The organism is Streptomyces sp. NPDC058373 (genome assembly GCF_042723275.1).
Lineage (GTDB): Bacteria > Actinomycetota > Actinomycetes > Streptomycetales > Streptomycetaceae > Streptomyces.
In genome coordinates this window covers 128,169-140,810 of sequence record NZ_JBHXJE010000007.1, presented here as the reverse complement: position 1 = coordinate 140,810, position 12,642 = coordinate 128,169, and the positions used below count along the sequence as shown (strand labels likewise).

11 protein-coding genes are annotated in these 12,642 nt (G+C 74.4%); 7 read left to right on the top strand and 4 right to left on the bottom strand.

Going from position 1 to position 12,642, the window contains the following annotated elements; genetic code table 11:
• Positions 1 to 9 precede the first annotated feature (9 nt).
• The gene (locus ACFWMZ_RS07250) at positions 10 to 963 is read right to left on the bottom strand and encodes an ABC transporter substrate-binding protein (RefSeq protein ID WP_383199957.1); all 954 of its coding nucleotides are present in this window, start codon (positions 961 to 963) and stop codon (positions 10 to 12) included.
• Between the two features lie 532 nt (positions 964 to 1,495).
• On the opposite strand from ACFWMZ_RS07250, the gene ACFWMZ_RS07245 reads away from it, so the two are divergent.
• From ACFWMZ_RS07245 to ACFWMZ_RS07235, 3 genes are all read left to right on the top strand, one after another.
• On the top strand, positions 1,496 to 2,719 hold the full coding sequence (locus ACFWMZ_RS07245) for an NADP-dependent malic enzyme (protein ID WP_383174874.1): 1,224 nt from the start codon (positions 1,496 to 1,498) through the stop codon (positions 2,717 to 2,719).
• A gap of 431 nt (positions 2,720 to 3,150) precedes the next feature.
• Positions 3,151 to 4,116 carry a zinc-binding dehydrogenase gene (locus ACFWMZ_RS07240; protein ID WP_383199954.1) on the top strand — a complete coding sequence of 322 codons (966 nt, stop codon included), beginning with the start codon at positions 3,151 to 3,153 and terminating at the stop codon, positions 4,114 to 4,116.
• A gap of 58 nt (positions 4,117 to 4,174) precedes the next feature.
• Positions 4,175 to 4,825, top strand: a complete 651-nt coding sequence (locus ACFWMZ_RS07235; RefSeq protein ID WP_383199951.1) for a GNAT family N-acetyltransferase — start codon at positions 4,175 to 4,177, stop codon at positions 4,823 to 4,825.
• A gap of 111 nt (positions 4,826 to 4,936) precedes the next feature.
• Here the strand turns inward: ACFWMZ_RS07235 and ACFWMZ_RS07230 are convergent, their stop codons facing one another.
• Together ACFWMZ_RS07230 and ACFWMZ_RS07225 are read right to left on the bottom strand one after the other, a co-directional pair.
• Entirely contained in the window at positions 4,937 to 6,046 is a 1,110-nt protein-coding gene (locus ACFWMZ_RS07230; protein ID WP_383199948.1) for a helix-turn-helix transcriptional regulator, read from the bottom strand.
• A 1-nt stretch (position 6,047) separates the two neighbouring features.
• On the bottom strand, positions 6,048 to 7,040 hold the full coding sequence (locus ACFWMZ_RS07225; protein ID WP_383199946.1) for a DUF4097 domain-containing protein: 993 nt from the start codon (positions 7,038 to 7,040) through the stop codon (positions 6,048 to 6,050).
• 142 nt (positions 7,041 to 7,182) lie between these two features.
• On the opposite strand from ACFWMZ_RS07225, the gene ACFWMZ_RS07220 reads away from it, so the two are divergent.
• Entirely contained in the window at positions 7,183 to 8,022 is an 840-nt protein-coding gene (locus tag ACFWMZ_RS07220) for a hypothetical protein (protein WP_383199943.1), read from the top strand.
• Between the two features lie 208 nt (positions 8,023 to 8,230).
• Here ACFWMZ_RS07220 and ACFWMZ_RS07215 read toward each other — a convergent pair whose 3' ends face one another.
• Positions 8,231 to 8,413, bottom strand: a complete 183-nt coding sequence (locus ACFWMZ_RS07215) for a DUF6104 family protein (protein WP_003961784.1) — start codon at positions 8,411 to 8,413, stop codon at positions 8,231 to 8,233.
• Positions 8,414 to 8,705: 292 nt separating this feature from the next.
• On the opposite strand from ACFWMZ_RS07215, the gene ACFWMZ_RS07210 reads away from it, so the two are divergent.
• The 3 genes from ACFWMZ_RS07210 (at position 8,706) to ACFWMZ_RS07200 (ending at position 12,641) form a co-directional block, all read left to right on the top strand.
• A complete protein-coding gene (locus tag ACFWMZ_RS07210) occupies positions 8,706 to 9,212 on the top strand; it encodes a CU044_2847 family protein (protein WP_383199941.1) in 507 nt (168 codons plus the stop codon).
• Positions 9,209 to 11,497 (top strand): trypsin-like peptidase domain-containing protein, encoded by a 2,289-nt coding sequence (locus ACFWMZ_RS07205; protein ID WP_383199938.1) that lies wholly within the window; start codon positions 9,209 to 9,211, stop codon positions 11,495 to 11,497. Before ACFWMZ_RS07210 ends, ACFWMZ_RS07205 begins: the two co-directional genes overlap by 4 nt.
• Before the next feature lie 121 nt (positions 11,498 to 11,618).
• Entirely contained in the window at positions 11,619 to 12,641 is a 1,023-nt protein-coding gene (locus ACFWMZ_RS07200) for an AAA family ATPase (protein ID WP_383174897.1), read from the top strand.
• Position 12,642: the final 1 nt, after the last annotated feature.

The window sequence follows — 12,642 nt, the reverse complement described above, 5'->3', positions numbered from 1 at the left end:
CCGGAGGGGTCACTTGCCGCCGTTGACGACCGCCTCGGTGACCGCGCCGTCCTCGACGCCCCACTTCTTGACGATCTTCTCGTACTCGCCGTTCTCGATGATCGCGTCCAGCGCGGCCTTCAGCGCGTCGCGCAGCTCCGGGTTGGACTTGGCGATCGCGATGCCGTACGGCGCCGCCTCGACCTGGTCGCCGACCAGCTCGAAGTGCTTACCGCCGCCCGAGGTCTTCACCGCGTACGCGGCTACCGGGAAGTCCGAGGAGCCGGCGTCGGCGCCGCCGGACCGCAGCCGGGTCTGCGCCTGCTGGTCGTTGTCGAAGGTCTCCATCTTGATCTCGCCCTTCTCGCACTTCTTCGACTCGGCCTTGGCCAGGTCGTGCGAGACGGTGCCGCGCTGGACGACGATCTTCTTGCCGCAGAGGTCCTGCCAGGTCTTGATCCCCTGGTCGTCGCCCTTGTTGGTGTAGATGGAGACACCGGCGGTGAAGTAGTCGAGGAAGTCGACGCCCTCGCCGACCTTCTTGCCGGTCTCGGAGTCCAGGCCCTCCTGGCGCGCCTTGGTGTCGGTCATCGCCGACATCGCGATGTCGTACCGCTTGGAGCGCAGACCGCCCAGGAGCGTGTCGAAGGTGCCGTTCTCGAACTGCAGCTCCACCCCGAGCTGCTTCCCGAGGGCGGCGGCGAGGTCCACGTCCAGACCGACGGTCTTGCCGTCCTTGTCCTTGAACTCCACCGGCGGGTACGCGATGTCCGAGCCGACCTTGACGACACCGCTGTCCTGGTACTGCTTCGGCAGCTTGTCGGCGAGCGGGGCGGCCGTCTCCTTCTTCTCTCCGGAGTCCTTGGCGCCCGCGGTCTGGTCGCCGCAGCCGGTGAGGAGGAGCGCGCCCACGGCCGTGATCGCGCCGGCCGCGGCGAGACGGGAGCGAAGGGGCCGGGGGCGACGCGTGATGCTGGCGGTCATGGGGGATTCCTCCGACGGGTGAGCGGATGGCGAGGGTGGCCGACGGGTCGTTGGCACACACCTTCGGGTGTCGCGACCTCGTGCGATGGGTGGCATCTTGCCATTCGGACCGCGCGGAACGCGGTTCCGCCCATGTCAAAATCGGATAACGGGTCCCCGTGCGACCCCAACGGCCCTGCGCGCAAAGGGCTTCGGCCATGCCGTCCGAGGGCGTTACTTAGGTCACCCACATACGGCACATCTCGCCATGCGGGACAGAGATGCGGCACCGGGGGAGGTTCCCGGGAAGTCGGACATGTGAGCGGACCGCGTGGCCAATTCGGCTCGGCACGCGCACGCGCGATCAGGTAGAAAAGACGGTTACACCCCTCATCCGGGGCTCAGGACGCGTGTGCGGCGCGTCCGCGCGTGCGACCTCCCCCGTGTGGAGGCGGGCCCATCCGCCCGGACACGGAACGCACGCGGTGCCCGCCCACCCCCCATCCCGGGGGTGGCCAACCCTCGAACGCTCATGACTTAAGGGGTCACCAACGTGGCAGCGGAGATCGTCAATCCTCGCAGCGACAGCGCGCCGGAACCGGACGGGGAGAACTCTCCCCTCGACTCGTTCGACCCGGCCTTCGCTCTGCATCGCGGCGGCAAGATGGCCGTCCAGGCGACCGTCCCGGTCCGGGACCGGGACGACCTGTCCCTCGCCTACACGCCCGGCGTCGCCAAGGTGTGCAGCGCCATCGCCGAGCAGCCCGAGCTCGTCCACGACTACACCTGGAAGTCCCAGGTCGTCGCCGTCGTCACGGACGGCACCGCGGTGCTCGGCCTCGGCGACATCGGGCCGGAGGCCTCCCTCCCCGTGATGGAGGGCAAGGCCATCCTCTTCAAGCAGTTCGGCGGTGTCGACGCGGTGCCGATCGCGCTCGCCACCACCGACGCGGACGAGATCGTCGACACCGTCGTGCGGCTCGCCCCGTCCTTCGGCGGCGTCAACCTGGAGGACATCTCGGCGCCCCGCTGCTTCGAGATCGAGCGCAAGCTCCAGGAGCGCCTGGACATCCCCGTCTTCCACGACGACCAGCACGGCACCGCCATCGTCACCCTCGCCGCCCTGCGCAACGCCGCCAAGCTCACCGGCCGCGAACTGGGCGACCTGCGGGCCGTCATCTCCGGGGCGGGCGCCGCCGGTGTGGCCATCGCCAAGTTCCTCCTGGAGGCCGGGATCGGCGACGTCACCGTCACCGACCGCAAGGGCATCGTCAGCCAGGACCGTGACGACCTCACCGAGGTCAAGCGCGAACTGGCCGAGATCACCAACCGCGCCGGACTCGCCGGCTCCCTCGACCACGCCCTCGACGGCGCCGATGTCTTCATCGGCGTCTCCGGCGGTACGGTCCCCGAGCCCGCCGTCGCCTCGATGGCACCGGGCGCCTTCGTCTTCGCGATGGCCAACCCGGACCCCGAGGTCCACCCCGACATCGCCCACAAGTACGCGGCGGTCGTCGCCACGGGCCGCAGCGACTTCCCCAACCAGATCAACAACGTCCTCGCCTTCCCGGGCATCTTCGCGGGCGCCCTCCAGGTGCGGGCCTCCCGCATCACCGAGTCGATGAAGATCGCCGCGGCCGAGGCCCTGGCCGGGGTGGTCGGCGACGAGCTCTCCGCCGACTACGTCATCCCCTCGCCCTTCGACGAGCGCGTGGCCCCCGCCGTGACCGCCGCCGTCGCGGCAGCCGCCCGCGCCGCGGGAGTGGCCCGCCGCTGACCCTCCCCTGAGAGGAGTCGCCTCTCCGCTCCGCTCCTCCTCCCCGCCCGCCACTGCTCCGGTGTCGAGCACCACGCCGCGAACAGGCCGGGAACGACGAGCCTCACCCCCAGCCCCGTCCCCGGGGGCGTCCTCAGCGACTGCCCGGGGGCGGGGTTGGGGCGTGAGGTGGGGCGCGAGGAGCCGGCTTCGTCTCACTCTTGGCCGGTCCGCGGTCTGCCGGTTGCACGGGCCAGCCCCGGCTTTTCTCAGCCCGGCCGGCGCGTGAGGACGTCGGTGACAGGAACCGTCGGCGCCCGGGGCCGAAAAGCTGCCGCAGCCCAGCGCGAGAGCGCGCCCCTTCATCTACGGCGCCCCCGGCGCCGATGAGCGGTGCGGGTCACACCGCGTGGCGGTTCCGTCGCGCGGCGGCGCGTCCTAGGGTCAGGGGCATGTTCGCCGCCTACGCCGCACGCATCGACCGCGACCAGCCCCTCAACGGCCTTGAGTTGGGCGAGCGCCCCGCCCCCACCGCCCGACCCGGCTGGACCACGGTCCAGGTCAAGGCGGCCTCGCTCAACCACCATGACCTCTGGTCGCTGCGCGGCGTGGGCCTCGCCGAGGAGAAGCTGCCGATGATCCTCGGCTGCGACGCGGCGGGCGTCGACGAGGACGGCAACGAGGTCGTGCTCCACTCGGTCATCGGCCAGAGCGGCCACGGCGTCGGCCCGCGCGAGCAGCGCTCGATCCTCACCGAGAAGTACCAGGGCACCTTCGCCGAACAGGTCACCGTCCCCACCTGGAACGTCCTGCCCAAGCCCAAGGAGCTCTCCTTCGCCGAGGCCGCCTGCCTCCCCACGGCCTGGCTGACCGCCTACCGGATGCTCTTCACCAACGCCGGCGTCCGCCCAGGCGACTCCGTCCTCGTGCAGGGGGCGGGCGGCGGCGTCGCCACCGCCGCGATCGTCCTCGGCAGCGCCGCCGGACTGCGCGTGTACGCGGTCAGCCGCGACGAGGCCAAGCGGCGCCGGGCCGTCGAACTGGGCGCCACCGAGGCCTTCGAGCCGGGCGCCCGCCTGCCGCACAAGGTCGACGCCGTCATCGAGACGGTCGGCGCCGCCACCTGGTCGCACTCCGTCAAGTCCCTGCGGCCCGGCGGCTCCCTCGTCATCAGCGGCGCCACCAGCGGCGACCGCCCCTCGCACGCCGAACTGACCCGCATCTTCTTCCTGGAGCTAAAGATCGTCGGCTCCACCATGGGCTCCAAGGACGAGCTGGAAGACCTGCTCAGCTTCTGCGCCACCACCGGCGTACGCCCGGTGATCGACCAGGTCCTGCGGCTGGACCGGGCCCGCGACGCCTTCACCCGGCTGGCCGCGGGCGACCAGTTCGGCAAGATCGTCCTCACCACGGAGTGAGCCACCGGCCCGCGAGCCCGGGCCCGCAGCGCGGTTCCGGAACGAAAGGCGAGCAGGGATGCACTCTCGACCGGCGGAGACGGCGGCTCCCGCCACCCTGCCCGACGCGCGCGGGATACGGCTGCGGTTCTGGGAGCCCTCCGACGCCCCGGCCGTTCTCGGCGCCTTCGCCACGGCCGAGATGGCTCGCCAGAGCGGCCGCCCGGTCACCACCCTCGACGAGGCCGCCACCTGGATCACCGAGCGCCGCACCGCCCGGGAGGCGGGGCGCGAGTACTCCTTCGCGGTGCTGGCTCTCGGAACGCCGGCCGCGGCCAAGGGCGGCGGCGACCTCGGTCACCCGCCCGCCCCCGAGGGCCGCCTGCTGGGCAGCGTCACGGTCGGCGCGGTCGACCCCGTCCACCAGACGGGCTGGATCTCCTACTGGACGCTGGCCTCCGCCCGCGGCCGGGGCGTCGCCACGACGGGGCTGCTCGGCCTCGCCGACTGGGCCTTCACCGAGCTGGGCCTCTTCCGCCTGGAACTGGGCCACCGCACCAACAACCCCGCCTCCTGCACCGTGGCCCGCCGAGCCGGTTTCGCCGTGGAGGGCCTGGAACGAGCCCGCCTCCGCTACGGCGACCAGCGCTACGACGTGGAACGGCACGCGCGGCTGGCTACGGACGGGGTGGAGGAGGGTGGCGCCGGGGGCTCGGCGGGCCCGGACTGAGCCTGCCTGCGACTCCGATCGGGGCCGACGCTGCCGGAGCGGGCCCCGGCAGCGTGCCCGGCGCGGCTTATGGGGTCCCTGGTCGCGGCCACCAATGGCCCGGCTGGCCGCTCAGCCCTGCTCCTTCCCCCCTCCGCTCTCCTTCTCCCCGTCCGTCGCCCTGAGTGTCACTCCGATGTGGGCCGCTGCTGTGGAGAGGTGGCGGCGGGTTTCGCGGAGTTGGTGTTCGGTGACGCCGTTGTCGCGGGCGGCGTCTCGGATGTCGTCGCGGAAGCGGTCGAGGAGGCGGTCCAGGTCGCGGGCCGGGTCGCCGGAGGAGGGCTCGCGGGACCATTCCGGTTCATAGGCGAAGAGGTCGCCGGCCGGGTCGGGGGAGTCGAAGACAGGCGCCTGGACGGGGGGAGGGGTCTGGCCCTGCTTCTCGGTGCTCGGCTTCGTCGGGGCGTCGCCTGCTCCCGGGGCGGGCTGCTTCTCGGTGCCCCAGCCGAACCGGGCGAACTCCTTGCCGATCTCCGACAACCCTTCCCGCACCCCGGCGGGCCAGTCGCCGCGCGAGAAGTGGCCCTGGACCTGGTCCTGGACGCGCTTGGCCATCCGGCGCATCTCCTCCTGTGCCTGGCTGGCCTGCTCGCGGGCCCGGTCCTGGGCCTCCCGCGCCTGACTGCGGGCGCGCTCCGCCTCCTCGCGGGCGCGGCGGCTCTCGTCCTTGGCGCGGCGCGCCTGGTCCTTCCACTCCTGCTTGGCGCGGCGCAGCTCCTCCTTGGCGAGCTGCCACGCCTCCCGCTCCGTCGAGCCGGGGCCCGCCGCGGAACCGGACTCCTCGCCGGGGCCACCGCGGGTGCGGGAGGCGGCGGCCCGCATCTCGCGCCGCAGGTCGCCCGCGGCGCCCCGCACGTCGTCGCGGATCTCCGCCGCCAGCTCGGCGACCGAGTCGCGGATCTCGATCTCCAGGTCGGCCAGCTCGCCCTGGCGGTCGGCCAGTTCGGCGCGGCCCGCATCGGTGATGGAGTAGACCTTGCGGCCGCCCTCCGTGGTGTGGCGGACCAGGCCCTCGGCCTCCAGCTTGGCCAGGCGCGGGTAGACCGTGCCGGCCGAGGGGGCGTAAAGGCCCTGGAAGCGCTCTTCGAGGAGGCGGATCACCTCGTAACCGTGGCGGGGGGCCTCGTCGAGGAGCTTCAGGAGGTAGAGGCGCAGGCGGCCGTGGGCGAATACGGGGGGCATGTCAGAGCACCTTCTTGTCGTTCGGTCCGGCGGGGTCCGCGGGCGTGGTGGAGGTGGGGCCCTCGGACGGGGGGCGCCGCAGGAGGGCGATCGAGCCGGAGACGGTGCTCGCCTTCAGGCGGCCGCTGCCCGCGCCCAGCTTGCCGGTGATCTTCTTCATGCCGAACTGGCCGGTGACCCGCAGGTCCTCGAAGGCGTGGGAGAGGGAGCCGCTGGTGGTGTTGGCCTCGACGCGGGCGTCGGCCGGATGCGGGAGGCGGACCGCGATCTCGCCGGAGACGCTGGAGAGCTCGATGTCGGCGGGGGAGTCGGCCTGGTCGACGTCGACGATCATGTCGCCGTTCACCGAGTCGGCGCGGAGGGTGGGGCTGGTGCCGTCCACCACCGTGAGGTCGCCGGAGACCGCGGCGACGGTGAGGGCGCCGGTCACGGACTGTGCCTCGACGCGGCCGGTGACGGTGTCCGCCCGCACCGGGCCGGAGAGGCCGACCAGGGTGGTCTCGCCCGAGACCGCCTTGACGTCGGTGAAGCCCGCGACGTTGGAGACGACCGTGTCCGCGCCGACCGCCCGGACGTCCAGCCGGGCGGACTCGGGGACCGCGACGGAGACGACGGCGCGGTGGTCCAGGGTGCGCGCGTCGGGGAGCTTGCCGCGCTCGATCAGCCGGCGCAGGCCCTGCCAGCTGAACTCCTCGTACTCGACGGTCAGGGTCTCCCCCTCGCGCCGCACGGTGAGGGGGCGGCCGGACAGCTCGGAGATGTCCAGGTGGGTGGTGGGGTCGGGGGAACCCACGACGTTCACCGCGCCGTTGACCACGCGGATGCGGAGGGTTGTCAGTGGGCCCTCGAAGGACATGCGGCGCGGGGCGTCCACGGACCACGTGCCGTCGCCCGTCCCGCCGTCCGCGCCCTGGGAGGGTTCCGCCGCTCCGGGCACGGGCGACGAAAGGTGTGGGGACTCGGACATGGTGCTGACCTCCTCGGCCTGACGCACGGCGACGCGTCATATCGCATCACCTGTGACACACGATATATCGCGGTTGCGGGAAGTCAAGGGCTCGCCGGGAGGGGAGGCGACCGGAACGTGGAAGTGGCCGAAAAGGCACGATGGTCCTTCGTGTCCTAGCGTGTGCACCATGCCGACGGACGCCGCGCGGAAACGGGAACAGCCCCTGCGGGGCACCGGTGGGATCCTGCTCTGCCGGGCCGCCCCCGATGCCGTGGCACCTGCGGCCGGCCTGCTCAGGCGCCCCACCCTGCTGGCCCCCGCGGGCCGGGTCTGGAGCGTGCTGGTGCCCTGCGAACTCCCCTGGCAGGGCGAGGACGAACCCGTCGACCTGGTCCTCTCCGGCTGGGCGGCCGCTCTCGCGGTGGGGGCACCTTGGCCGGTTCTCGCCCTCTGGTGGGACGCCGACCGTGGAGGCTTCAGCCTGGCCTCCGGGGTCCGCCGGTCCGTGGGCTACGTGTGGCTCGCCGACGGGAGGCCGGCCGGGGAGGACGAGGCGATGCGGACCTTCGCCGCGCGTCTCGGGCTCGACCCGGTCTTCGCCGTCGAGGCGCTCGACGGGCTGACCCGCCCGGACCCTGACGCGGACGCCGCGGCGCGGCTGCGCGGGGTGCTCGCCGTGCTCGCCCATGACGGGCTCGCGCTGCCCACGGGGCTGGTGCCGGTCCGCCCGGCCGACGCACTGGCCGATGCCGCCGGGATGGCCGGCGGCGTGCGCCGGGCGGACTGGGCCGGGTGGCGGGAGGTGGTGCGGCCCGAGTTGGTCGAGGCCAGTGTGGTGGGGCCCCTGATGCGGGGGCGCCGGGCCCGGCTGCTCGCCACCGGGCAACTGGCCGCCGGGGTCGCCCTCGGGGCCTGGGGGCTCGGGCGCCGTAGTGGGGGGTGGGTCGCGGCCGGTGGGGTGCTGCTGGCGCAGGGCTTGGGTGGGCTGGCGTACGACTGGCTGCGGGGGGCTGCGCCGCGGGGCTGAGGGACGTGGCCTCAAGCGCCGGCCGGGCTGAGGGGGTGGCTGGGCTTCGGATGGCCCGCTTCGGTCAAAGATCGGCCTCAAACGCCGGCCGGGCTTGAGGCGCCCTGCGGACTCGCCGGGCTTGAGGCGCCCTGCGGACTCGCCGGGCTGAGGCGCCCCGCGGGCTCGCCGGTGCTTGAACGCGCCCAGGCTCCGAGGCGGGCGGGGTCTACTCGTCCTCGTCCTCGTCGTCCAGGCGGGCCAGCCAGGTGGCGAGGCGTTCTACGGGGACCTCGAAGTCGGGGTTGAGGTCGACGAAGGTGCGGAGTTGTTCGGCGAGCCACTCGAAGGTGACCTCCTCCTCGCCGCGCCGCTTCTCCAGCTCCTCGATGCCGCGGTCGGTGAAGTACATGGGCGTGCTCCGTCACAGGTCGCAAGGGGTACGAGTGGCCGCTGAGGGCCGACGGCCCATGATAGGCGCGCCCCCGAGCGGCATGCGGGGCCCTCGCCACCCCCGGTCACCCGGGGCTACCCTGCCACCACCCGCGGGCAGGCACAGGGGAGACGCGGGGGACGGGGGACCGGGGCATGACCGCAGAAGGAGAAGTGGCCGAGGTGGCCCCGCGCACGGTGCTCGCCGCGCGCTCGGGCGCACCCCGGCGTGAGGGGCGCGTACGCGCTACCGGAGCGGGGCGGTGGGCGGGATGAGCGGGGACTCGCGGGTCGCGTACGTGGAGCTGCCCGACGGGACGCCGGTCTGGGCGCGCATCTCGCAGGCCGACGAGTTGGAGTTGCCGGGGGAGACGCCGCTCTACACCGACGCCGGGTTCGCCGGGCGGGCGGGTGAGCGGGTCCAGGCGCAGGTCGCGGGGCTCGGCGGGCTGATCACCGGGGTCGCCCGGTCGGTCGCGCAGGGGCTGCGGGCGGTACGGCCCGACGAGGTCAGCGTGGAGTTCGGGATCGAGCTGACGGGCAAGGCGGGCAAGGTCGTCGGGCTGCTCGCCGACGGGGAGGCCAAGGCCGCGCTCACCGTCACCCTCACCTGGCAGAACGGCGGACCGCCGGAGCTCTCGGACGACGCGGAGCCGGAGGGGGCCGGGAGGGACGACGCCGCCGGGACCGGGACCTGTGGCCCGGACCAAGGGGGCGCGATCCCCGGCGCACGGCAGCAGTCCGGGGACGGGGGGAGCGACGCCGGGGCCGCGCCGTGACGGGGGAGGGCTCCCCCGGCGCGACCGGCGCGTTACCGGGGGACGAACCGCCCCTGGAACACCTCATCGCGGCGGCCACCGTACGCATCCATGGACGGCGGCCCGGGTATGACCCCAGCGGGCCGGACGAGGGCGTCCGGACTTTTCTCGGGAGCGGCTTCTTCGTCGCGCCGAACTGGGTGCTGACCTGTGCCCACGTGGCGCTGGCGGAGGGAGGGGGCCACGTGGACATCGTCCATGAGCCGGAGCCAGGCGGTCCGCCCGCCGTGGTGCCCGGCGAGGTCGCCGTCGCGCTGCCCGAGACCCCGCCCCGGCCGGGCGAGGGCTGGGCCGCGCCCGATCTCGCGCTGATCCGTCTCCAGAAGCCGACCGAGCACGCCTGCGTCCACCTCGCCGAGCAGCCGCTGACCGACTACGGCCGCCCCGCCGCGTCCTCCGGCGGCCGCTCCGGGGAACTGCTCGGGTTCGCCGGGTGGTTCCGCTCCGGGCGCCGCCTGAGCAGGTACGACGGCACGGTCACCGTCCTCGGCCGGATCGGCTGGGGCGCCGACGAGGAGCTGCGGCTCGGCGACGACGACCTGCCCGACGGCGTCTCCGGCGGCCCCGTCTTCGACCCGCACCGCGGCGAGGTGGTCGCCCTGGTCAAATCCCGCCGCACCCGCGAACAGGGCGGCACAGCCGTCCGTACCGGCCAGCTCCGCCACCTTCCCGTCATCGCCGCGCCGCCATCCGGCGCCGTGCGCGCCCCGGCCGGCGCGGGCGGCCACACCCCGGCGTACGCCCCGGGCGGCCCCGCGCCCCTGTCCGCCGAGGACGCCAGACGGTTCGGGCCACCGGAAGTCGCCCGCGACGCCCCCGGCGACCTCTACCAAGAAGTCCTGCGCGGCCACGACCGCTTCCACCGCGACCGCCTGCGCCACGCCGACCGGGACGGTGCGCCGCCCGCCTGGGCCGACACCCAGGCCGTGCTGGACGGCGCCCGCACCGTGCCGTTCGGCCCCCGCGAGCGGACCCGGCTCCTCGGCGCCCTCGGCGAACTGCCGCCGCCCGCCTCCACCGCCGACCTCGGTGCGCTGCTCCGCTCCGTGCCCGGCTGCGCCTCCGCCGCGCGCGCCGTCCCGCCGCCCCGCGCCTGGCGCGACGGACTCGGCGGGCTGTACGAGAGCCACGCCACCGACGAGGGCCGCCGGCTCTCCGTCCTGCGGTACGTGGTCGCCGTGCTGCACGCCCCCCGCGCCCGCCACGACCCGGGCGCCGCCGAGGCCGAGGCCGCCCTGCGCACCTGGCTGCACCGGACCACCGCCACCCTGGACCGCCCGGTGCGCGGTGAGATCACCGCCGAGCTGCGCCGCCACGCCGCGGCCCCGCCACCCCCGCCGCCCCCGCCCCCCGCCGCAGGCGCCCGCCACAGCGTCCTGCTGGAGCTGACCCGGCGCCCCTGGGAGCGGGACAGCTTCGACTGGCGGATCGGCCTGCTCCCCGCGCCGGGCGCGCCCCGCCCCGCCGGAGCGCCCGCCGCGGCCGACGGCGTACCCGAACCCCCGGAACCCGAGCCGCTCCACGACGACCACACCGGTACGGCCCTCTCCGAGCTCCCCGACCGCCTCGCCGGACCGCTCGCCCGGGCCTTCGGCCTCGCCGACGAGCCCGGCAGCCCCGCCCTGCTCCAGGTCGCCCTGGAGCGCGGCGCGCTCGGTCTGCCCGTCGACACCTGGCCGGTCCGTCCGGGCGGACCGCTGCTCGGGCAGGTCCGCCCGGTCGTCGTCCGGCCCGCCGAACCGCCGGGCGGGGCGGGTGAGCCCGACCCGGCCGCCGCCGACCGGTACGACCGCTGGCGGTGGACCCACGACGACGCCCCGCTCGCCCCCGGGGTCCGCGGCAGGGTCCTGGACTGCGACGCGGGAGCGCGGGTACCCGTACCGTCGACGGACCAACTGCGTTCCCTGGCCCACGCGTCGGTGCCCGTGCTCTGCCACTACCGGGAGCCCGGGGACCCCGGCTCCGCCGAGGCGCTCGCCCGGCTGGTCGACGGCGGGTTCGGGGTCGCGCTGTGGCGCCGGGACGTGGGCGCACCGGAGCGGATGTGCGCCGAGTTCCACCGTCGCGCCGAGGCCGAGCTGGCGCGCGCCCGTACCGCCCAGCGGCTTCCGCACCTCGTCCACGCCCTGCGCGCCGCCCTCGGCGAAGGGCGTACGGACAGCTTCTGGGCGGAGGGACTGGCCCTGCTGTACGACGATCCGCACCAGCCCCTGCCCGGCTCCGACGACCTGTTCGCCCCACTCTGAGCAACCACCTGACGACCCGCCGCGCGGCTCGCTACCGTGAGCCGCGAACCGGCGCCGACCGGCCGGGCCCCGCGGCCCGGCCGCCCGAGACCTGTGCGACCCAGCGACGACGAGGATTGCTATGAGCGCACCCAACGAGTCCGGCGAGTGGCTCATCTACCGAGGCGCCGGGGAGCCCCACGACGGCATCCTCCGGCTGCCCGACCCGCCGCCCTGGCGGGACTTCCGCCGCCGTGAGGGCACCGGCACCACCGAGACCCGCCGCCTGGGCGCCTACCGCGACCAGGCCGTGTCGCTGCGGCCCGACGCCGAGGAACTCGAAGTCATCAACGCCGCGCTCTACCTGCGCCGCCCCCTCCTCGTCACCGGCGGCCCCGGCGTCGGCAAGAGCAGCCTCGCCCACTCCGTCGCCGACGAACTCGGCCTCGGCGACGTGCTGCGCTGGCCGGTCGTCAGCCGCTCCACCCTCCAGGACGGGCTGTACCACTACGACGCCATCGCCCGGCTCCAGGACGCGCAGATCGCCGCCCACAGCGGCACCGCCACCGAACCCGGCGCCCCCGGCTCTGTGGAGTCCATCGGCGACTACCTGCGGCTGGGCCCGCTCGGCACCGCCCTGCTCCCCGGCGAACTGCCCCGGGTCCTGCTCATCGACGAACTCGACAAGAGCGACATCGACCTGCCCAACGACCTCCTGAACGTCCTGGAGGAGGGCGAGTTCACCATCCCCGAACTCCAGCGCATCGCCGACCGGCTGCCCGACAGGACCGCGCACGTCCTCACCCACGACGGCCGCCGCGTCCCCGTCCGGGACGGGCGCGTGCAGTGCACGGCCTTCCCCTTCACCGTCCTCACCAGCAACGAGGAGCGCGACTTCCCCGCGCCGCTGATGCGCCGCTGCATCCACCTGGAGCTGGGCCGCCCCGACCACGCCCGGCTCGCCAGCTTCGTCCGCGCCCACCTGGGCCGCGACCGCGAACGCGGCGGCAACGACCTCATCGTCCGCTTCCTGGAGCGCTCCCGCAGCGAACTCCTCGCCGCCGACCAGCTCCTCAACGCCATCCACCTCACCCAGACCGCCCCCGACCTGGACCGGGAGCGCCTCGCCGACCTGCTCATCCAGCGACTCGACCGGCCGAGGTGAG